Annotated in this window: 1 protein-coding gene; it reads right to left on the bottom strand. The window is 39.5% G+C overall.

Annotated features, from left to right (window positions below; translation table 11 throughout):
- On the bottom strand, nt 1–25,926 hold the full coding sequence (locus tag Q0791_RS07060) for a non-ribosomal peptide synthase/polyketide synthase (RefSeq protein ID WP_299004188.1): 25,926 nt from the start codon (nt 25,924–25,926) through the stop codon (nt 1–3).
- Nucleotides 25,927–26,384 lie beyond the last annotated feature (458 nt).

Genomic DNA, 26,384 nt, shown 5'->3' with positions numbered 1-26,384 from the left:
TTAGCTTTCCTCTTTAAATGTTGGGTTATTTGGCTGATCTTCTTCAGTGCCGTCACTGCTTTCATCTAGAAGCGTAAAGCCTGTTTCAGTGCTATAAGCAAGCTTAAAGAGACTATTGTCGTGATCCGCATTGAGGTTTATCACCTTCACCTGATTATCGATATAAAGGTTGGCATCGTTATCTGGATTATTGTTGAGATAATAGGCTTCAATACCTTGCTCTAAACTGATGTCCTCTACTTGATACACAGGTAATGTTGCTTTAAACAAAGTAATATTGATATCTTCATTGAAGCGCACTTTTTCAGGTTGATAGCAATAGTTAACATTATTATATAATGGTTTAATTTCTGGATGTTTCGCTGAGGTTTCTTCCATGGCTTGACGCATATTAAAATAAGGATCAAGCAAGGTTAAATGTGACACTTTATCGCCATTGTCATGCAGTTGTCTTGCGATTTCAAAGGCCAATACGCCACCAAAACTCCAACCGAAAAGTTCATAAGGGCCATAAGGTTGGATCCTTTTCATCATAATAATGTATTCACTGGCAATATCTTCCATCGAATATCGCTCAACATGTGTTTCTCCATATTTTTCAACTAATTGACTTCTAAAGTTATTAAATAATACACATTGACGTTCAGACAGTTGAGGAAGTAAATGGTTATAGTAACTTTCTGCGCCAAAGGTCCCTGGAGGCAGCATGAATAGGGTATTTAAGCGACCTGATTGTACACCACTATAATGTGTTGGATTTTCCTTCACATAAGGCTCAAAGTCGAATAAGTCACTCACAGTGTACTCTTCTTGATGATTGTCTATGACGGTTAAACAATGTTCAATAATCGTTTCAATGTGATATTGCAGACGCTGAGTGATCAAGTCATGTTTACTCTGGATCAATTGAGTATTGATATCAAATAATAAACAGCCATTGATGATCCCCCCGCTGATGTCAATAATCGCCGATGAAGGGTTGCAAAGCGGCATACTGATCCCTGATAACTCCTCTGTAATATGCCAATGATTCTCTTGCTGAATAAATTGGCCTAAATAGTTAAAACTAATGGCGGGCAGTGAACCTGTTAAGCCTTGGTATAAACCACTGTGTTTCAATGCGCCATAACCCAATCCTTTATGTGGCAGTTGGCGCCTTGTTTCTTTCATTTGTTTGATTAAATGACGAATATCATGGCTATACGCCAATTTAAAGGGACTGAAAGTAGTAAACCAACCGACTGTATTATCCAAGTTTAATGTGCGCTGCATTTGTTCTCTACCATGGCCTTCAAGAGTAATGGCATGAGATTGACTTTGATCCCATTCGTATAGAGTCAAAGATAACGCACTTAATAACAAATCGTTGATATCGGTGTGATAAGCATTAGATACTTTATTCAGTAGCGCTTGCGTATGTGTTTCAGTTAGCTGAATATGCTGAGTGCCACTGTTTTCACCTAAATCTTTATGTTCATGATAGTTAGGTGTATTTTCTTGCTGGAAACGCCAATAGTCGATTTCATGCCCTAAGGACAAGCCATAGTTTTTCACTGCTTGTGTCCATTGCCTATAACTGGTGCCTTTTGGATTTTGCTCTAACATGTGAGCAATATTTAATTCCCCTTTTATAGCATGTTGATAAAAATCAGCTAAATCATCTATTAATATGTTCCAAGAAACCACATCGACGATTAAATGATGCAGTGCAAAGAAGAGTCGATAACTTTGCTGTTCATCATCGGTTAAATAAGCAATGGTCCATAAGGATCCTTGAGACAAATTAAAATGCCCCTGAAGTTCACTTAAGGTATCTTGGCATTGTTGCTCAGATAAACCTGATATATCAATGGATTGAACCACAACATGATTATCATTATTAAACACTTGCTGATATTGTTCAGTATCAATGTCTTTGACAAAATTTGCCCGCAACATGTCATGTTTTATATTTAGCGCATTAACGGCTTGTTGTAATTTATCAAATTCAAGTGCATCAACTTTTACCATAAAGCTATGGTTCCAGTGATTGGCATTGGTAAATTGACCCGAATTGACTTGATCAAAAAACCATTGCTGAATGGGCAGTAAATCAAATTGCCCTTCGAGGATCCCTTGCTCGCTTTGCATGCTAATACCTGAATGCTCAGCTTGTGCTAATAAGGCTAATTGCTGGACACAACGACAGTCAAAAATATCTTTAACAGAGAATACAAATCCGGCTTTTCTCATGGCTGAATTGAGTTGGATACTTAAAATGGAATCCCCACCTATGGTAAAGAAATCATCTGTTACTCCAATCGTTTCAATCCCTAAGACAGTTTCCCAAATCTGACATAGCTGCTTTTCAATGTCATTACTCGGTGCAATATAGTGACTTTTATTGGCGCCAAAAACAGGTTCAGGTAAAGCTCGACGATCCAATTTACCCGCAAGTGTTAATGGAATCACATCTAATGGGATAAAAACGGATGGGATCATATAATCGGGTAATTGTTTACCTAGCGCATTTCTTAGCTCAGCCTCATCAACCTTGTGTTCAAGGCTTGGCACAAAGTAGGCCACTAAATGATGAATGGAACCTTGAGGCAACATTTGCTCCTTCACTAACACTTGGCATTGTTCAATGCCCTGAAGGTGAGTCATGGCTGTTGCAACATCCCCAAGCTCAATACGATAACCACGTATTTTGACTTGAAAGTCATTACGTCCCACATAAGCAATATTGCCATCAGGTAACCAGCGGACCAAATCCCCAGTTTTATATAATCGATCATAACCTTTTGCTCTATCCTGCTCAGTGGCAAATGGATTATCGATAAAGCTGTTCTGGGTCAACTCTTGCTGATTCAAATATCCCCTAGCAACGCCAACGCCGCCTAAATACAATTCACCGACAGCCCCTACTGGTACTGGGAGTCCATTGGATAAGACATAGGTGTAAGTATTGGCAATAGGTTGACCAATAGGGACTTGACTAACAGGTGTGTTCGGACAGTCAAATGCGCTGACTTCAATAGACGCTTCAGTGGGGCCATAAAGGTTATGTAACTGAACAGGTAAATCTTTATGGTTTAATGCAATAAAGTGATTCACTTGATGCGATTGTAAGGCTTCTCCACTGGTAAAGACATGTTTTAATGCCCTAGGTAGTGTTTTTGACTCCGCTTGTAATGTGCTGGTAAATGCTTCTAGCATAGGTGGAACAAAATGAATCACACTAATGTGTTCGGCCTCAATCAGTGACGCGATATAATCACTGTCTTTTTGCGCGCCGGGTTTCGCGATGACAATTCTAGCCCCAACACAGTTTGCCCACAGTAATTCCCACACTGACACATCAAATATATAGGCCGTTTTTTGCATCACTGCATCATTTTCACCTAACGGATAAGCATTTTGTCCCCACAGTATGCGATTGACAACCCCTCTATGCTCGACCATCACTCCCTTTGGATTGCCTGTTGTGCCTGAGGTATAAATGATGTACGCCAGATTTCTATGATGATAAGGAAGATTGAGGTTATCCCTTTCATAATGCGTATAGCCCTCAATGTCATTCACATTAATGGTACAGATTTCATGGGTATGACCTTGAATATGGCTTAAAAACGCCCCTTGTAATGAAGAGTCTGTAAGCAAGATTTGGCTTTGAGTATCATTGACAATATAAGCGATCCTTTGTGCTGGGAAGTCGGGTGAAACAGGCACGTAGGCACAGCCCGCTTTAAAGGTTGCAATAATAGCCACTATCATTTCAATGCTGCGCTCAAAATACAACATGACTGGCGTTTCAATGACTAATTCACAACCTTGCGTTTCATGATAGGTGTGCCTGATTGCACGCGCGAGTTGATTGGCTCTTTGATTCAGTTCGCGATAAGTGACAGTGTGTCTCACTTGCTTATCATCGGTGAAAACCAGCGCAATGGCTTCGGGTGTCTTATTGACTTGTGCTTCAAATAATTGATGCAAAGATTGCTCACTCAATGGCACGTCAGTGTCATTCCAATCTGTTATCAATAGTTGATGTTCATCTTGAGTGATTAATGCCACATCTTGAATATTCACATCAACAGAATCAATTAATTGATCTATGGCTAGTGTAAAGCGTTCAATGAAACGAATGATAGTTTCACGCTCAAACAAAGCCGTTGCAAAGTTAAAGTTCCCTTGCAATGTCTCATTACTGTCATCAATCAGTACCGTCATATCAAATTTAGCTGCATCGCTATTATCATCTAACACCACAGGTTCTAAGTGAAGCTGTGGAGAACGCGTCTGTTGTTTGTTTCCAAAGCTTTGTACGCCAAACATAATTTGGAAAATAGGATGGCGACTCACATCACGGCTGATAGACAATGCATCTACCAATTTTTCAAAGGGTAATTCTTGATGTGCTTGCGCTGAAGCCACCATTTGATTGACGTCTTTTATGAAGCTTTCAATAGATTGGTTTTCTTTAATCTGTGCTCTCAGTGCGAGAGAGTTAACAAAAAAGCCCACTAAATCCTGTGTATCAGAATAATTTCGATTCGCAGAAGGAGTGCCAATAACGAGATCGGTTTGACCACTGGCCTTTGCCAAACTCATATAGAATGCACTAAGCAATAGTGTATAGAGAGTCACACCTTGCTGAGTGGCTAATGCCCGTAACTGTGTTGAGCGCTTCTCATCAAGACTAAAGGGAATATTTTCACCTGTATAATCGATCTGTTGAGGCCTTGGTTTATCCAATGGGAAGTGCAAGGTTTCATGATCTGATAATGCCTGAGTCCAATAGTCTATATCGCGAGTCAGTTGCTCACCTGTTAAGTACTGACGTTGCCAGACTGCGTAGTCACTGTAACGAATAGCCAGTGGAGGCAAGTTTATCACTTCGTTATTGATGATAGCGCGATAAGCCTGGTGCAATTCATTTAACAGAATATCAGCAGACCAACCATCAAAAGCAATGTGATGCACTAACATAAATAAGTAACTTTGCTGTTGACCAGTATAAATCACCGTTTTAATGGGCATTTCACTGGTAAGATCAAACGGTGTTAAAATTAACCTATTGGTGAGTGTGATTAATTGCTGATGCTCATCACTGTCAGCCGATAAGGTTTCTTGTGTGATATGCAAGCCTTCCTCTTGCACTTGAGGGTAATAATGGCCTTCTTGAGCTTCAACAAAAACTGTGCGCAATACATCATGTCGGCCAACGACAGCAATGAGTGCTGTACGCAATGCATTGATATCAACGGCTTGATTATCAAATTGATATAACATTGGAATATGGTAGGCATGACTCCCTGCTTCATATCGCTCGACAAACCATAAACGCTCTTGTGCAAAAGAAAGCGGTGGTTGCTCAACTGCACTTCTGTCTATGTGTATAGCTTGTTTAAGGCTAGCTATTTTATCCACTATCGCTCGAATGCATTTCAGCTCAAAGAGTAAGGCAATAGGAATTTCTCTTGCGATCACCTCTTTCATTTTATGCAAGGCTTTAATCGCGAGAATAGAGTTGCCTCCGATTTGGAAAAAGCTGTCTTCTATTCCTACTTGCTCCAATCCAAGAATGTTTTGCCAAACTTGACAAAGTTGAACTTCGATTTCATTACGCGGTGCAACATAGTCACTATGATCAATCCATTCTGGTTCAGGTAATGCCTTTTGATCTAACTTACCATTAATGGTTAAAGGCAGACGTTCTAAGCAAACAAATACCCCTGGGATCATGTACTCAGGAAGTTGTACATTGAGTGCATCTAACAATTGTTTTTTGCTGATTTCGTTTCGTTCTAAATAAGGTGTGTTAACAAAATCATGATCCCAATCACTTGTTTGGACTGGATTGCTGTTAAGCATATCACTCGTTATGCGAGTGAGGACTTCTGCTGAACGGCTAAAGACAAGGTCGAAGTATCCTGCATTGTGGCTTTGTGTGGTTAACAAGATTTTAAGTTGATGCCCGCTTTGCTCAGCTTGCAAGTGTAGCTCTTCAAGAGATAAGCAGTTTTCTAAAATCAGTTCATCATGAGCCCCTTGCTGTAAGCTTGACCAAGCATCCCAAACACGCAGATTAGGATAATGGCGAACAATCAGCTTTTTATGGGCATTCAATAATGGAACTAAATCGTCATGAGTACGGTATTCATGTTGATAAAAATGCTCAATCAGATCATCTTGGGCTGCAACATCCTGTTGTTTATTAATGTGTACCAGCACATCAAAACGATAACGGTTCATTTCATGCTGAGCATGACCTCGTTTCGGCAGTAATTCAATATGCGTGACACTGGGATGAGTGTTTTGCAAGTCAATAAAGTAAGCCGGTGATATTAATAACTCTTTATCTTTTAATGCATACCATTTTGCCCGCTGACTTAGCTGTGCCATGGATTGCTCAGGCTCTCTATGAGCAAGGATGCTTAAATGGAAGGCTTCTAGTAATCGATTGTCACGTAAATCACCAAAGAACAAGCGTCCTTTGTTGGCAATTTTATTGATAGAAGATTGAATGACACTGTCAAAGTAATCTAGGCTAGGGAAATATTGCGCCACAGAGTTACAAATGATGGTATCAACATCCTCTCGATGGCATAGGGCATTGACCTCATGTGCACCGCAAGCCAAGCTATCAACTTTTTCACTGATATTCAGATCTTCTGCTGCGCGCTCTATTCGCCTAATCGCTTGGGAAGACAGATCCGTTGTCACATAGTGCTGTATATGCTCCACTAATGGGTAGAATAATAGCCCAGTACCACTACCTATTTCTAAAATGGACTGAGGTGACACACTCAAGATACGACTTACAGTCGCATCGACCCACTCTCTCATCTCCTCATCGGGGATTTGAGCTTGCGTATAGGAACTGTTCCAGCCACTGATATCAAATGTATTCACAGCAACATCGTCGACAGTGTAGTTCTCGTCAAAAACATCTTCCCAAGTATCAACAGAGGACTGAATTTCTGCGTCACGATCCGTTTCTTCGACATAGCGCGTGTAATAAGCCACCAGTGAATGACTATTATTTCGCTCATAGGCCATGACATGGCATTGTTCAACCCCTTCTACTTTAGAAAGGGCATTTTCAATTTCACCCAGTTCAATTCTAAAGCCTCTTATTTTAACTTGGTTATCATTACGTCCCATGTATTCAATAGAGCCATCAGGTAACCAACGAACCATATCACCGGTTTTGTATAATGTCTTTTCATCGTTTTCGAGCTCGTGGGCTGTCGCAAAAGGATTGCTGATGAATTTTTCATTAGTTTGTTGAGGGTTATGTAAATAGCCCCGCGCAAGCCCTGCACCGGCAATATGCAATTCACCTACCGCTCCCATTGGAACAACCTGCCCATTTTTAGCCAATACATACACTCGGCGGTTATTGATGGGTGAGCCAATAGGCACCGTTTGCTGAATACGACTATGACATGCATAGGTTGTTGTAAATGTTGTGCTCTCAGTTGGACCATAACCATTGAGGATCACATTAGGTCTGCTTTCTTGCTGGCAAATATTTTTAATCAAACTGGGTGTTAATGCTTCCCCACCGACAAGTAAATAATTGAGATCATCGAATAAATGATTATTAATGGTATACAAATTATCGAACAGTGTTCGCGTTAACCATAGAACAGTGATCTTTTCTTCTTGCAGTGTTTTTTGTAGCTTCTCAGGTGTCAGACTGTCTTTACCGCTATCAGCGATGACGAGTTGTGCACCATTGAGCATTGCCCCCCAAATTTCAAATGTCGCTGCATCAAATACCGGACTTGAGATCTGCAAGAAAACATCCTGATGATTGATGTCGACAAAGTCACACTGGTAAGCCAATGAGATTACATTACGTTGTTCAACCATGACACCTTTAGGCTTACCTGTGGTACCAGAGGTATAAATCACATAAGCCAAGTTACGTCCATGGCTAAAGGAGGGTAAGTTATTGTTGTCGTATTGGTTAAGCTGAAGTTCATCCAGTGCTATCACTGTGACTGTATCATTTTGACTGTCAAATTGACTGCGCAAATGTGACTGAGTCAAAATCATGGCTGTTTGAGTATCGTTGGCAATAAAGTTAATACGACTTTGCGGTGACAGAGGGTCAATGGGCGCGTATGCCCCACCCGCTTTTAGAATGGCCAAGATGGCGATCATCATCTCAATGCTTCTATCAACGCATAATCCAATCAGTGTATCGCCTGTGAGTGGCTCGCCTGTGCGTTCAAGATATTGTGCACGAATATGGTGAGCCAGTTGATTCGCACGACAATTAAGCGTGTGATAACTCAGAGACTCTCCTTCATATTTAATGGCTGTAGCCTGTGGAGAACGTTCTACTTGTTGTTCAAAAATTTGACTCAATGTGAGATTTCTTGGGAATCCATTGTCAGTTTGATTATGCTCAATCACTAACGTCTGGTATTCCTGAGGCGGAACAAATGTCATGGCCTTAGCATCATGGGCTGCCAATTGTTCAACATAAAAGGTCAAATACTCGATGAAACGATCATTGGTTTCTTGGCTGATAAAGTCTGCGTCGCCAACTAAATTCAACATAAATTGACGACGATGTCTTGATACAGTGAATAACAAAGGAATATTTGTTTTTTCAAACACTTCATCTATATCAACATTGCCTTCGTCATAAACCGTTTCACCAATATGAAAATGAACATAGTTAAAGGCACATTGATAAATGTCATCATCTAGATTCAAATCAGATTTTACTCGCCCATAAGGGTAGCCTTTATATTGTAAAAGCTGTGTTTTTTCTTTAAAGATATAACGTAAGAAAGCTTGAGAGTCATCGAGTTTGTCTTGTGTCAGTGCCACACGCATTGGCATCATATTTAAGAAGAGGCCGAACATACGATCCCCCCCCTCTTTTTCAAGACGGTTATTAACCGGAACACCAATGGCAATATCTTCTTGCGCATAAAAACAAGAGAGTAAAGTGGCATAAGCCGATAAAAAGAGTGTATCCACTGAAATCTTCATGGATGAAGTCAGTGCGAGCACTTGCTCACTTAATTCGGTCGATAGTTGAGCTCGAGAAATCGCTTGCTTATCTTTATGCAGAGGTTCATCAATGATGAAGTTAGAGATTTTGGTATCATAATCGACTAAATAGTCATGCCAAAAGTCTTGATGTGCCTTGTCATTCAAAATACCTTGTTCGATAGAAACATATTCACCAAAGCTCGGTAAATTAACTTGTTCAACAGCCTGTTTGTTGACATAAGCTTCTGTAAATTCAGTCATTAATGAAGCGACACTCCATCCATCGGTTATCGCATGATGAAATGAGAAAATTAATGTAAAGCTTGTATCTGTTGGATTTACTGCAAGTAATCGGAATAAACCGGGTTGTAATGTATTAAAATGACAATTTCTTTCTGTATTAATACGCTCAGATAGATCCTCTTGTTCAAGAAAACTCAGTTTATCTTCAATATCAATGGTTTGATATTGTAAATTCAGATAAGCATCTTTAGCGCCTTTTGCTAATGCAACACGCAGCAATGGGTGTTTTTGAACAAGTTGATGCCAAATTTGTGTAAAGCGCGCTTCATCAAGAGGTTCATGAATATGATAAGAAAACACATCATGATAAGTCCCATCGGCGGCGCGATCCGCTTCTAATAACATCCCCATTTGAAGATAACTTGCAGGATAGCAATCTTCAATTTGGGCGGTATCGTAACCCAGTTGAGTGACCTCTTCTAAGCTAATTTGACTAAATGGAAGGTAATTATCAACACGAATGTCATTACTTTGCGCTTCACTTTCAATGATATGGGCTAAATTTGCGATGGTTTTAGCGATGAAAATATCTCTGACACTAATCTGATCACCCAAGGCTTTAATTTTAGCCACTACACGTAAGCTAAGAATAGAGTCTCCTCCGATGGAGAAGAAATCATCGTTAATGCCAACTCTATCAAGGCCAAGTACTTGTTGCCAAATGTCACATAACGAGACTTGTAAAGGCGTCTCTGGTGCACAATATTGATTTTCATTTGGCGTTAAGTCCGGACTCGGCAAGGCTTTTCTGTCTAATTTTCCGTTGATAGTGGTTGGGAACTCGCGCATTTCCATAAAGAACTGCGGTAACATATAATCAGGTAATTGAGCCGATAATCCCGCTAATAAGTGCTGTTGCTCAACGGTTTCTTCCGATGTTGTGATGTAATAAGCAACAAGGTAATAGCCATTGTTTTCAGGACGTTCTTTAGCGATAACATGACATTGTTTTATGCCTGCTTGTTGTGCTAATACATTTTCTATCTCAGCCAGTTCGATACGGTGACCATTGATTTTCACTTGGAAATCATTACGCCCTATATACTCTAATTGACCATTTGGCAGCCAACGGACTAAATCCCCTGTTTTGTATAAGCGATCATACCCAGCTGCTTTTTCATCATCACTGGTGAATGGGTTAGTGATAAAGCTCATCAAGGTTAAGTCAATTCGGTTATAGTAACCCCTTGCTAAGCCCACACCCGATAAATGTAATTCACCCACTGCCCCCACAGGCACTGGAAGCCCTTGTGGAGAGAGGACGTATAAACGCATATTAGCGATAGGTTGACCAATCGGAACCACTTTCGGATCATTATCGATACATTCAAAGTAACTGACATCAATTGACGCCTCTGTTGGACCATAGAGATTATGAAGCCCAACAGCATGTTCTTGAGAATGCAAAGCATGCAACTGCTTAACTTGTTGAGGTTGCAGCGCTTCACCACTGGTAAAAATATGTCTCAAGCTCAATGGCAAAGATTCAGACAATGCTTCTAGTTGTGAAGTAAAGGCTTCCAACATTGATGGCACAAAATGTATGGTGGTTATCTGATGTTGTTTAATTAACCCAATCAAGGCATCTGCATCTTTATGGGCATTGGGTTCGGCCATCACAATTTGTGCGCCATAGAGGTTTGCCCAAAGCAGTTCCCATACAGAAACGTCAAAAATATAAGGTGTTTTTTGTAAAACCTTATCCTTTTCGCATAAGGGGTACGCGCGCTGCATCCAATCGAGACGATTCACGACACCTGCATGCTCTAACATTACCCCCTTTGGTTTCCCTGTTGTGCCTGAAGTGTATATGGCATAAGCCAAATGATGAGCTTGGCTTTTACCCAGTAGATTATTTACATTAAGATGTTGATAATCTTCATGTTGGTCTACAAACAATAAATGGGGAATAGGATGATTTGATTTCACTTCACCCTTTTCTGTTAATGTTTGAGTCAGTTGTTCGGCCCACTGACGTTGAGTGATCACCATACCGCTATTCGCATCATTGATGATATAGCGCACTCGCTCTGATGGAAAATCTGGTGCAACAGGGACATAGGCTCCCCCTGCTTTTAATATCGCAAGAATAGCGATCACCATGTCAACACTGCGCTCACAATAGAGGGCGACTAAGGTATCTGCTGGCATGTCTATTTGATGTGACGCAAAATAGTGCGCTCGAATATGACGTGCCAACTGATTGGCGCGTTTATTCAATTGATCATAAGTTAATGACATTTGACTGTCTATTAAGGCAATTGAGCTGGGTGTTTTCGCCACTTGTTGTTCAAATAAACTGTGTAATGTATGTGACTTTGGATAGTCATGTTGAGTGAGATTATAATCTTGCAGTAATTGTTTCGTTTCTGCCTCAGGTAATAATGATAAGCGATCAGATTGATTGGCTATTTGTTCAAGATAATATTGAATATAAGTGCCAAATCGCTCAAGTGTGATTTTATCAACAAAAGAATCACGTCCAACAAATTCAACATTAAATTGGTCATTCATGCGGCCAACATTAAAGACGAATGGAATATTGGTCTGTTCAAATGCGGCATGAGAGTCTATGTTGCCTTCTTTTACGTTCTGCTCTGCAACATGAAAATGAACATAATTAAAGGCGCATTGGTAAAGATCTTGCTGACGGTTGAGATCGGAACGGATCTTTCCATAAGGATAAGCTTTATATTCAAAGAGCTTCATTTTCTCTTCGGCCACTTTCAATACTAATGCATTGGGTGTGAATAAAAGCCGTTCATTCAGTGAAAGTCGCATTGGAATGGTATTGAGGAATAAACCAAATAATGCATCTCCGCCTGACTTCTCTAGGCGATTATTCATCACTATACCAAAGGTAAAGTCTTTCCCTTCATACAACCAAGACAGTAATAATGAATAAGCCGACATGAAAATCGTATCCGGTGAAATATTATTCTCAGCGGCTAATGCAATAATTTTTTCAGACAGTTGAGGAGCAATGTCAATCTCAAGTTTTGATTGATTGCTTACAATACTCTGCTCTTCAGTATTATGGCTCTCTTTATTCGGCTCATGATGATCGATACTGTGTAACGATTTCAGTTGGCTATCGAAACCAGAAAGGTAATGGTGCCAAAAGCTTTGTTGCTGTTTATCGGCCAAGGTTTGCTGCTCTAAGGCAATGAATTCACCATATGAAAGCGAAGGCACTTGAGTGTCTGCCAGCTCATTAGCTAAGTAACAATCAGTGAACTCAGAAAGCAGAGAAGCCACACTCCATCCATCAGTGATAGCGTGATGGAAAGAGAAAATCAATGTGAAATGCGCTTCAGTTTGATTAGCAACAAAGAGTCTAAACAAACCAGGACTTGTTAGAGGGAGTGCTTGTAATTTTTCAGCTTCAATAAAGTCCTCTGTACAGACGCCTTCCAGTACAGTCAGCTTATTTTTCACATTGTGGCGAATGGGGTCATACCCATATTGTAAGTTGATATAAGCATGCTCATCATCATTGACAAAAGCAACACGTAGTAGTGCATGTTTATCCACTAAGCTATTCCAAATTGCCGTGAATCTATCTTCATTGAACTGAGCTTTTATCTCATAACTAAAGACATCATGATAAGTGCCATCAGCTAATTTCTCCGATTCTATTAGCATTCCCATTTGTAAATAGCTCGATGGATAGGCATCCTCAATCCAATCTTTATCTTGGATCAATTCAGGATGTTGGTTAAATAAATCATCCTGCTTGATTAATGAGAAAGCTTGGTAGTCAATCTCGCTTGCGGCCACATTGAGAGCATGACTTTCTTCTATATGGGAAGCTAAGGCTGCAACCGTCCGTTGTTTAAAAATATCTTTAACACTCACCTTTAATTGATGGTTATTTAATAAAGAGATGATGCGAATACAAAGTATCGAATCTCCACCGACGCTGAAGAAGTCATCATTGACGCCAATATTATCGACATTCAATACTTGTTCCCAAACATGACAAATTAAGCTTTCTAATCGATTGCTGGGGGCTTGATATTGTGTTTCATCGCCACCAAAAGTCGGTGTGGGTAGTGCATTACGGTTAAGCTTGCCATTAATCGTAATGGGAAATTTATCCATAAACACAAATGCACTGGGGATCATATAACTGGGGATCGCATCCGCCAAGGCTAAGGTTAATTGTGCATGGGATAACGCTGCCTCACCAATGATATACGCACATAAATATTGGCTATTGTCTGTTGTGTTATGCTTATTCTTTGCTAAGACAACACATTGCTTCACTTCATCAAGGTTTAACAGTGCATTTTCTATTTCTTCAAGTTCAATACGGTAGCCTCGTATTTTCACTTGGAAATCATTACGTCCCATATATTCCAGTTCGCCAGCATTGGACCAGCGAACGAGATCGCCTGTACGGTATAGACGCGATGATGAATGATGTTTCTCATCTTGAGTATAAAATGGGTTAGCAATAAATTTCTCTGCGGTCAGTTCAGGTTTATTGACATACCCTCGTGCTAAGCCGACACCACCTAAATAAAGTTCACCCACCACACCAACAGGCACAGGTTTTTGTGACTCATTAAGGACATAGGTTTGTATGTTATCAATAGGTTTTCCTATAGGCACACAGCTGTTATTTGATGGCAGGCACTCATAATATGTCACATCAATAGCCGCCTCTGTAGGGCCATAAAGGTTGTGTAACTCAATTTTGGAATTATGTTGTTTCAATTCATGAAATTGCTTTACTTGATTGACTTGTAATGCTTCACCACTAGCAAAAACATGTCGCAAACTCGGTGGCCAGCTTTGTCCACTGTGAGCCAATGCGCCCATATAAGCATCAAGCATAGAAGGCACAAAGTGCATAGTAGTGACAGATCGCTCAATGATGAGTGTTTGTAATGCTAAGCTGTCTTTTTCCAGCTCAGGCGCTGCAAATACTATGTGCGCTCCGTATAAATTAGCCCACAATAACTCCCAAACAGAAACATCGAAAATGTATGGCGTTTTTTGTAAAACAACATCATGAACGTTGAGAGGATATTGATTTTGCATCCAATGAAGTCGATTAACAACAGCGCTATGAGGCAACATGACGCCTTTAGGTTGCCCTGTGGTACCTGATGTGTAAATGACATAAGCAAGGTGAGAAGGCTGACAGAGGGCACCTTGAATCTTGTTAATATTGTCATTGAGATTGCTAGTGGGTTGATCTTGGTAGCCTTCATACTCATCAACGGCTAACAAATAGGGTTGTTTCACTGTCGACGTGTTAAGGGTATTAATTAAGCTCTCTTGTAATGCTTGCTGAGTTAAAATGAGCTGACATTGTGTGTCTTCAACGATAAAACAGCTTCGGCTTTCAGGGAAAGAAGGAGAAATAGGCACGTATGCCCCTCCCGCTTTCATAACGGCTAAAATCGCGACGAGCATATCCACACTTCTTTCCATATAAAGCGCAATTAAGCTATCAGGAGTCAATGGTATACCTGTTTGTGTTAAGTAAATATCACGAATACGGTGGGCAAGTTGATTGGCTCGCTCATTTAACGTTTGATAGGTCAATTGTGAATGAAGATCACTGGTTGCGATGTTTTCAGGGGTTTTGTTTGCCTGAATTTCAAACAATTCATGCAATGTTTTATCTTCAGGAAAAGCTCGACGAGTTTGATTGTTATCAATCAATAAGGACTGACGCTCTTCAATACTGAGAATGTCAATCTCAGCCACTGAAGCGTCGAGGTGATTAATTAATTGACGAATAACGGCTTGGTAATGCGCGCACAGCTTTTCTATTGTTTGTCGAGTGAAAAGAGACGTAGCAAAATTCATCACTCCCTTCATCGCAGGAGACATTTCATCAACAAACACACTTAAATCTAACTTGGCAACCTTATATTGCTCATCGACTGGGTATTCTGCGATCCCAGGCGTTGATTCAAATAACGTCTCATTAGAGAAGGTATAGGTACTGAACATGGCCTGAAATATTGGATGCCGAGAGGGATCTCTATTCAGTGACAAACTATCCACTAGTTTTTCAAAAGGTAAATCTTGATGCGCTTGTGCACCCAACATGGTTTGTTGCACTTGCTCGATAAGCGATATCATCGAATCATCAGTGCTAAATTGTACTCGCATGGAAAGATTGTTCACAAAGAAACCTATCATATCTTCCAATTCGGCACTTGGGCGACAAGTGACGGGCACACCGACCACCAGATCCGTTTGCCCTGTGTATTTGTTCAATACGACGAAAAATGCACTTAATAGTAAACTGTTAACGGTCACTTTACGCTGTTTAGCAATGCGTCTTAACTGATTGGACTCGGTTTCCGTTAAGGCAAAAAAGACATCATCACCGTCATATTGTATATCCGCAGGGCGTGTATGATCCGTTGGTAGATTAAGAGGTTCACAATCGGCCAAGGCATTGACCCAATAATCCAGTTGATTTTGTAAATAATCCCCTTGTAATAAGGCTTTTTTCCATACGGCAAAGTCTTTATATTGCAAGGTAATTTCAGCAAGATTGGCTTGTTTACCTGTACTCCACTGTAGATATAAAGCAGACAGTTCTCGATTAAAAATACCGCTTGACCAACCGTCAAAAGCAATATGATGCAACAGAACTAAAGCAAGAGTGCGTTCTTGTGTTTGATAAAAGGTGATCTTGATTGGGTGTTCATTTTCTAAATCAAAGGTATATTCAATTCCTTGACGTATTGCTGAGACTATCTCATCTTCTGATATTTGAAGGTATTGAATAGCCAAGGCTTGATCTGTTACATGCTGGTAACTGTGACCATCCTCATCTTTGCCGTACACAGTCCGTAATATTTGATGGCGCTCAACAATGGTGCGAATGCTCTTTTCAAATGCCTCAACATCCACATTAGCAGCTAATTCATAAGCCATGGGAATATTATAAGCGAAGGCGCTTTCTTGATATTGCTCAATAAACCACAGGCGTTCTTGAGCAAAAGAAAGTGGGATCTGTGTGAGTTGCGTCGGCTGAATGCTCAAGCGAGATTGCTCGGCGGTATGGGCTAATATACTTTGAATATTACGATGCTTGAAAATGTCTGCAATCGTCACTTGTTGATCAATTGCTTCGCTCATTTGATGTGCCACTTGAATGGCTAAAATAGACTGACCACCGCTGGCAAAAAAGCCGTCTGTTAAGCCTATTTTCTCTTGACCGAGTAGTGATGCCCAAATTCCACAACATTTTTTTTCAAGCTCGCTGCTCGGAGCGACATACTGACTCACATTGACCGTTTGAGGTAACGGGAAGGCTTTTCTATCCACTTTACCATTGGGCGTCAATGGAAAGGCAGACATTTGCAAAAAGCCTGTGGGCATCATATATTCTGCCAGGTGTTGAGATAAGTAATTAACGATTTCTTCTTTGCTGATCTCACTTATCTCTTGGTCAACCACATAGTAGGCTGCCAAGTAGGCTTCGCCGTTATCGTGTTTTTGAACCAATACGCAACTTTGTGTAATATTGGGAATATTAGCCAGATTTTTTTCGATTTCAGTGAGTTCAATACGATGTCCTCTGATTTTGACTTGGAAATCGTTTCTGCCAATATAAGCAATATTGCCATCATCTTGCATGCAGACCAAATCACCTGTTTTATAAAGGCGTCCGTGGGCGGTCCCACGATGTGCTTCTTTGACAAATGGACTGGGTATAAAGCGCTCAGCGGTTAATTCATTTTGATGTAAATATCCCTCGGCAAGGCCAATGCCCCCGATATAAAGTTCTCCTGTGGCGCCTTTTGGCATAGGTTGCAAAGCTTCATTCAAAATATAGAGTTGCGTGTTAGCAAGAGGCTTACCGATTGGCGTAACACCTGACAGTAAACGCGTATCTTGCTCTCTTTCATAGTAAGTACTATCAATACTGACTTCAGTGAGCCCATAGGTGTTAATGACTCGAGTACTCTTTGAGACCAGTGACTCAATGAAAAGGTGATCTTTACTTTGCCATGCATCTGAACCTATCACGAGGATTTTAAACATATCCAGTGTGAGAGCGTGTTTATCGACGTATTGTGCCAAGCTTAACAACACAGCGGGTACAAACTCCGCCATTTGAATATTGTGTTCAATAATTGTTTGGTACAACTTAGCCGGATCGATAAAGGTGTTTTTCGAGCATAAAACAAGCTGGCTGCCGGAGCATAATGCTCGAATCCAATCTCCACTAAAGACATCAAATGCTGGGCTGGCCATATTTAACATGGTAATAGGCGCAATATCATTGAGCCTATAAAGCTTGTCCCAACTCACGTAGCGATTGACTAAACTATCATGAGAGACCATGACACCTTTTGGATTGCCTGTGGTACCCGAGGTAAAAATAACATAGGCCAATGCATTACTGGGAATAGGTAAGGCTAAATTGTCGATAGCGTCAGCGGCCAATGCAGGAAGGTTATCCATATGAATAACCTGAGTCTCCTGAGACTCAATATTAAGCGCAATATGGCTATGAGTTAATATAATGCTTGGCTGACTCATCTCAAGCATATAAGCAATACGTTCCTCAGGGTTATTGGGATCGATAGGAATATAGGTTCCACCAGACTTGAGAATGGCTAATAAACCTATCATTAAATCAACGGACTTATCCATGAACAGGGCGGCAAAAAATGGCCCTTGTTCAGATTGATGTTGAGCAGCAATATAATGAGCAAGTTGGTTGGCTTTTTGGTTAAGCTCTAAATAGGTCAACTGTGTTTCATCATCACTCACAGCGATTCGATGCGGTGTTTGAGTCACTTGCTGTTCAAACAAGGTGTGTATTGTGGTATTAACGGGATAACTCACCTGAGTGTGATTGTAATCTATGACCCATTTTTGGTATTCCGTTTGTGTCAGTAGTTGTACTGATTTAACTGACACATTATTGTGATCTAGAGTGGGATCATAGGCGTCGATGAGTTGACGCAGAATATTTTTATAGTGCTTAGCTAATTGTTGAATAAAGCTTCGAGTAAATAAAGCGGTAGCAAAATTGAAGGTCCCTTTTATATTCGTCTCACTGATATCCATCAATGCACTGAGATCGAATTTTGCAGTTTTATACAAAGACTCAAAAGGAATTAAATCAAATATATGCCCTTCTTGACCCGCTTTAGTCACTGTGTTTTCACCTATGGTTTCAAACATCATTTGAAAAATAGCGTGCCTTGAGGGATCACGCTCTAAAGAGAGTGAATCTACCACTTGCTCAAAAGGAATATCCTGATTTTCTTGTGCTTTGATCATGGTTTCATGTGTACGTTGAACCAATTGAGCTAGCGTATCATCGGCATTGATCTGAGTACGAATAGCCAATGTGTTCACGAAGAAACCAATAGAGTCGACAATATCAGCATAATGACGATTGGCGACTGGCGTACCAACAACAATGTCATCTTGGCCAGTGTATTTAGCCAATAACAAGTTAAAGGCAGTCATTAAGAAACTGTGCAGACTGACAGATGCACTTTTTGTGACATCTCTAACTTGGTTTGATAATGATCCACCTAATTCAAAAAAGAAGTCGTCTCCAGCATAATCCTGATCTGCAGGGCGATTAAAGCTAGTGGGAAAGTTTAATGGAGTTGCAGATATTAACTGCTCTTGCCAAAATTGAGCTTGCTCTTTCATGGCATGGTGCTGTAGGTATTCTCGCTGCCAAATGGCAAAATCTTTGTACTGGATGGCTAATGGCGCCAATTCAAGGGGCTCATCATGGGCGAAATGACCATAGTAAGCCATAATTTCATCATTAAGCACATTCCCTGACCAAGCATCAAAAGCAATATGATGCAGTAAAATAAGCGCAATATTTTGATGTTTACTTTGATAAAGGAAGAGTTTCACTGGGCCTTCATGGGTTAAATCAAAAGTCGTTTGCATTTCGGCAAGCATCAATTGGCCTATGTTGTCAGTATCAACTCTCTCATTATCGAGTCGACTTGCAATATCAATATAGGTAAATTCAGGCGCCTTTTGGAGCTGATGTTGAAAGTAGCTCCCCTCCTCTTCTTGGGTATAAACAGTGGTTAAAATATCATGCCTTGCAATAACCGCGTAAACACTTTTTTCAAAGGCGTCAAGATTAATCGTATTCGATAAATTAAGTGCAATAGGCACATGATAAGCTTGAGATCCTTGCTCATATTGCTCAATAAATAACAAACGCTCCTGAGCAAATGATAAAGGTGCTTTTATTTGATTTGATTTGGGAATACTCACTAAATCTTGGTTTGAACAATGGGCTAAAATTTGACGGATTGTTCGATGGTTAAATATATCACTAATGGTGATCTGCTGGCTTAATGCTTGGCTCATTTCGTGAGACACTTGAATCGCCAATAATGACTGTCCACCTATGTTAAAGAAGTCATCTTCAATCCCCACTTGTTCAAGTGTTAAAACAGATTGCCAAATGGTGCAGATTTTGGTTTCTAATTCTGTTGAGGGGGCAAGGTATTGCTGCGTCTTCGTTTCCCAAGTGATCTTAGGTAATGCACGACGATCTAATTTACCGTTTGCCGTTAAAGGTAGCTCTGGTAGAACCTTAAAGGCAGAAGGGATCATATAATGCGGCAATTGTGCGGCCAATGTCTCTTTAACTAAAATTTCATCAAAATCGGTGTTATCACAAACCACATAGGCTGCCAGTTGCGTGCCTGAAGGCGTATTACAAGTGATCACCACAGATTGCTGAATCGATTCAATGTGATTGATTTTTGCTTCAATTTCGCCTAATTCAACTCGGTGACCATTGATTTTTATTTGAAAGTCATTTCGTCCAATAAATTCAATTTGTCCAGCATCATTCCAACGACCCAAATCACCTGTTTTGTATAATTTGCTTGATTGGTTTTCACTATCAAATGGATTAGGAATAAATTTTTCGATGGTGAGCTCGGGGCGGTTAAAGTAGCCACGAGCAAGACCCGCCCCACCAATGAGAATTTCACCAATGGCGCCGACAGGTACAGGTAGCATGGCATCATTGACGATATACACCTTTTCATTAGCAAGGGGTTGACCAATGCTATCTTGGTAATTTTCATCAATTCTCACTCGAGTTGACCAAATGGTTGTTTCTGTAGGTCCATAAACATTGGTTGCAGTATTGAAAGTGCGATAAAGCGTATTAGCCAAGGCTTTATTTAATTGCTCTCCACCGACTAAGCAGTGAATATTATTAACAACACAATGTATATGATGTAGATCATCACCGATTTGATTGACCAGTTGCCCCCATAAAGCAGGTGTTTGTTGTATAAAGACAATGTCATCTTTATACCGTGTTAAATCAGCCTTAAAGTGATCGATGTTAGTTAAAATGAGTGTGCCACCAGTTGTCAAGGGTAACGCATATTCCAAGCCAAAAATATCAAAAACATAATTGGTTACACTTAATGTCGTTAATGCATCATTGTCACCTTCAAATTCATTGGGGAATGCTTGAATAAAGTCTGCAAAGTTATGGTTCTCAACCATGACACCTTTTGGTTTACCTGTGGTGCCAGAAGTGTAAATAATATAGGCCAAATGTTGGCTATGGCAGTAACCCGTTAAGTTTTTTGCACAATAGGTACCATATGGCAGCGCATCAATGTCAAGAATGCCTTGATTATTGAATATAACTGGTGTGGCTGCAGCCACTTTATCGTGTAATGCTTTTTGAGTGAGTAAAAGGCTCAAATTAGAATCGGAGATGATATAGGAAATCCGATCCGTTGGATAACTGGGATCAATGGGAATATAAGCCCCGCCTGCTTTTTGAACGGCCAAAATCGCAATGATGGTATCAAGACTACGCTCTATGACTATGCCAATAGGCGTATCAGGGTACAGCTCTATCCCATTGAGAGTGTGATACTTTTCTCTAATGTGACGAGCCAGTTGATTGGCTTTTTCATTGAGCGCCGTGTAAGTTAATGCCTCATCACCCCACCTAACTGCAATATTATTCGGAGTTTTGGCCACTTGAGATTCAAAAAGTGAGCCTAATGTTTCTGGGTGTGTATCGACATGGTTTTGATTGTTATCAATGATAAGCTTTTGGTATTCATCTTCTTTTATTAAGGATAAACCAGGCGATGTTTCATCCACTAGCTGTGATAAGTAATGCGTGAGGTAATCAAGAAAACGGGTGATGATCCCTTTGTCTGCAAAAGTCGATTCTGCCGTTAAATTAAGAATAAAGTGCTGTTCTTGTTTAACAACAGTCAATACCAGCGGAATATTGGTTTTTTCAAATCCGCTTCCCATATTGAAAGTGCCTAGCTCTTGGCTATTGTCCAAATTATGGAAATGCACAAAGTTAAACGCACATTGATAGATATCAGACTGAGTATTCAAATCCGATTTAATTTTTGCATAGGGATAGGCTTTATTCTGATTAATCGAAAGCTTTTCTTGACTCACTTGTTGGATCAGTTGGTCTGTGTCTAACAATGTGTCTTTGTTAAATTGAACACGAAGAGGAATGGTATTTAAAAACAAACCAAAGGTTTCATCCCCCTGAGGGATTTCTAAACGATTATTGGCGACCATGCCAAATGCAATATCATTTTCGCCATAAAAGCATGATAAAAGAATGCTATAGGCGGCCATAAACACAGTATCTACGGAAACACTCAAATGGTGAGATAATTGATTAATCTTTTCAGATAACTCATTCGCTAACTGAGTATGGGATGCCAAGGTTTCGGGTAAAGTCGCCGCTTTCATAGCCGAAGTATGATTCGGATTGAAACTCTCTATATGGCAGTCGTAATCGTCTAAGTATTGTTGCCAAAAGTGTTTGTACGTCTTATTTTGTAAAGCTTGCTGCTCAGCTTCAACATAAGCGCCAAATGAGGGGATCTGAGTACCGACTTTTATTGATGATTGTTCCGCATAAGCCTGCATGAATTCAGACAATAAAGAAGCCACACTCCAGCCATCAGCAATGGCATGATGAAAAGAAAAGACTAATGTAAACTGTGATGTTGTTTTTTGTGTGACAAATAATCGGAATAAACCCGGTACATCAAGATCGAAGTCCGTTCCTTTTTCCTGATCAATAAAATGTGTTAAATCATCAGTGTCTATTTCTGTGAGTTTATCTTCAGCTGTTATGCTCTGTGCAGGGTGCTGCGCGCACACATAACCATAACTACCATGTTGAATAAAACGTGTTCTTAATAACGGATGCTTTGCGATAAGTGTGTCCCAAAGACGAATAAACTTATTTCGATCAAAGGAATGGAAAATATTATAGTTAAATACATCATGATAAGTGCCGTCATTGTTTCGTGCTGATTCAATTAACATACCCAGTTGCAGGTAACTGGCCGGATACAGATCCTCTAAATTCAATGTATTGGAAAATTGACTTTGTTTGATAAGGTTAAATGCTTGATATGTCGGTTGAATGGATGTTGAAGATGACTTCTCTATCGTATCCGCTAATACTTTGATTGTTTTACTTTTAAAAACATCTTGTACACTGAGGTGATAACCCAATGATTTTAACTCAGAGACAATGCGAATACACAGAATAGAATCCCCACCTAATCGGTAAAAATTATCTGTCACGCTTATTGTGTTTAAGCCTAAGACTTTTTGCCATACCTCGCTGATTTCTAACTCTTTAGCTGTGGTCGGGGCGATAAATTCAGTTGTTCCAGCGGATAAATGATTATCTGGACTGGGTAAAGCTTTGGTGTCTAATTTACCATTAATTGTCATAGTAAATTGTTCGACTTGGATAAAGTATGCGGGGATCATGTATTCAGGCAGTTTTTTCCCTAGAGAATCCGCTAATACATCACTGCTTATGGGGTTATTCACGTCTTCAGAGGTGAAATAAGCAACAAGATATTGGGATGAACTTTCTCCATCTTGTCTAGACTTAACTTGTACATGGCATTGATTAATCAACTCTACCTGAGTTAATGCTTGTTCAATTTCACCTATTTCAATTCGATGCCCTCGAATTTTGACTTGAAAATCATTACGCCCCATATAGAGTAGTTCGCCATTAGGTAAGCGCCTAACCAGATCCCCTGTTTTATAAAGCCTATTAAGTCCTTGTTTTATCTCATTGGTTGATGCATAAGGATTATCAATGAAACGTTCAAGGGTTAATTCTGGACGGTTCAAATAGCCCAAAGCAAGCCCTGCTCCACCAACATAGAGCTCACCTGTCACACCCATTGGAACGTGATTTAAATGGTTATCTAATACATAACAGCTCAAATCATTTAAAGGCTGGCCAATATTGGAAAGATCAGACAGATCCCTTGAGGTGACTTTCTTATAAGTGACGTGGACTGTTGTTTCTGTGATCCCGTACATATTGATTAGTTCAGGCTCACCTTCTTTATGCTGTTTCCACCAAGGTAATATTTGTTGAAGATTTAATGCTTCACCTCCAAAAATAACATACCGTAAACTGTTTACTTTATCTTGTGGTGATATTGTCTCATCATGATGAATATATTGATAAAAAGCGGTCGGTGTTTGATTCAGTACGCTCACCTTTTTATCAATGCATAATTGATAAAATGCTGATATATCCCTTGTTTGCTCATAAGTCGGAATAACTAATTGACCACCATAATTTAATGCGCCCCATAGCTCCCACACACTAAAGTCAAACACGTAAGAATGGTAAAGCGTCCAAATGTCTTGCTTATTGAAGTTAAAATGCTCTTCGCTACTAGTGAATAAGCGTCTCACATTTCTATGCAGTTGCATGACACCTTTAGGGTGTCCTGTGGTGCCTGAGGTGTAAATAATATAAGCAAGATCATCAGCTGATGCGCTATGGTCTAAATTATCAGATGAATGCTTGTTATATTCAATGCTATTCAATGCTAAAGCCGCCACCTGTTCTTTAATTTTGAGCGGCAAGTTTTCAAGCTGTTCTTGTTGACCAATGATTAATGGTGCTGCGCTGTCATTTAAAATATATTCTACCCTATCAATAGGGTATTTAGGATCAATCGGAACATAAGCGCCACCCGCTTTCAAGGTGGCCAATATACTCACAACGAGATCAAATCCACGTTCGCAGTACAAAGCAATGAGTGTATTAGCTGTTAAAGAATGGCCTGTATGAGCTAAGTAAGATCCACGTATGACATGAGCCAGCTGATTGGCTTTTTGATTAAGCTCACCATAAGTCATGGTATTGTTTTCACAATGCAGGGCGATGGCATCAGGTGTCTTATTCGCCCAATACTCAAATGTCTGATGAAGCGTGCTTTGAGCAACAGACATCTTTTGTGGCTGGTTGAAACTGAGTAAATGGGTTTCTTCCTCCTCTGTAATAAGCTTTAATTGATCAATAGGCCCTGTCAATGTTGTTATGTTTTTAAGTAAATTAACTAATTGTTTTGAAAAGCTATTTGCAACGCTACTGTCTATGGCTAAGGCACGATATTCTAGTCTAAATGAGAGTGAATCATTGCTATATGGGTCGTATTGTAATAAGAGTGAGTAAGGAGTATGTGCACTTTCTCCTCCGTTTACAGATTCAATATTGACTCCAGATAATGGCATAGTGACGGTATTTAAATTGGCTTCTGCTATACCTATATTGAAATAGTTCTCACCTATGTCATCTCTTACTTGTTGTTGATCTTTAATAATTTGACTGAATGAATATTCTTGATGGGGCTTGATTAATCGACGTTGCTGTTTAATATCATTTAGCAATTCGGTGAAACAAATTTTATCATCTAATGCTATTTTCAAAGGAATATTGTTGACAAAACAACCTATAGTAGATTGATATCCTTTAGGGCGAGTATTAACAGGATAACTTAAAGCAAATTCTTTTTGATTAGCATATTTGGAGAGTAAAATACTATAAGCCGATGCCAGTATAATAAAGAGCGTTGTTTTTTGTTGCTTAGCGAAAGATTTAAGCTGTTTTAAATCATGTTTATCAAGGGAGAAGTATATGGATTGGCTTTCTGTTCGCTTGATATTATGTATATCGGAATATGGAAAATCGACGGAAAGTGGTGTTTGCCCTATATAGTCTTTCCAAAATACTTGGCTTTTTTCTGAACCTGCTAGAATAGTCTCATTTTCAATGGTTTTAGTAAAATCAGTGTTTAACTTCTCATCAATAGAAGCATTATTAACCAGTGTATTATAGATCTCTGCTATTTCATTATTAATAATACCGCCAGAAATTGCATCAACAATGATATGGTGAGCACGAATGATTAAATAACATTCATCATCTTGAGTGTTTAAAATGAGAACATTGTATAGAGGGTCTGAAGATAAATTAAAAGGAAACTCTAACCATGATTGAATGAATTCACTAGCTGTTTTATCATTGGGAAGTGATATTTCATTGATGATGTTTTTTTCATCTTCTTTAATAAAACACTGTGTTTTACCATCCAAGCTAATTCTAGACTGTAAAATTTGGTGACGAGAGTAAAAAAGATAATTAGCCTGTTTTAATTTATCTTTATCAACAAAACCGCTAATACGGTAAACCATCGATGAATTGTAGGTGCTTTTTTCTGGTTCCAGAGCCCATTCAACCCAAAAACGCTGCTGAGAGTGAGATAAACGATAATTTTCTGTTTTCATAATGAGTCCTGTATTAAATAATCAAAATAAGTAACACGATTTATTTATATTTATATTGGAAGCTATATGAGAACTGGATAAGCTCTATATGAGAACCGCAGATAAATCAAATTTATACCTTTTTTATAATAAATGAACAATTAAAGTCAAATGAACAAGAGTTTATTATTTTCGGCTAAACATAGAGTGGAGGAAAAACAAACGTTCACGTTATTAATATGTTTTCGCCTTTATATATACTTAAAATTAAAACAACAATAACGATTAAGATGTCAATAACACAGCAAATACAATGTGTAACCTACTTTAATGAATAAATTTCAACTTAATTCCTTGTCAATACTTACATTCATTTACTCTATCAATTATCAATCTTCAATTTTCATTCAGCATAAATATAGGGGGTGAACATAAAAGTGAAATTTAACCAAAGTTGTTAATTGGTTTTTAGGTGAAGT

The sequence above is a fragment of the uncultured Shewanella sp. genome, assembly GCF_947495455.1.
Taxonomy (GTDB): domain Bacteria; phylum Pseudomonadota; class Gammaproteobacteria; order Enterobacterales; family Shewanellaceae; genus Shewanella.
Note: the sequence above shows the minus strand (reverse complement) of the source record. Positions and strands in the feature narration are given on the sequence as shown.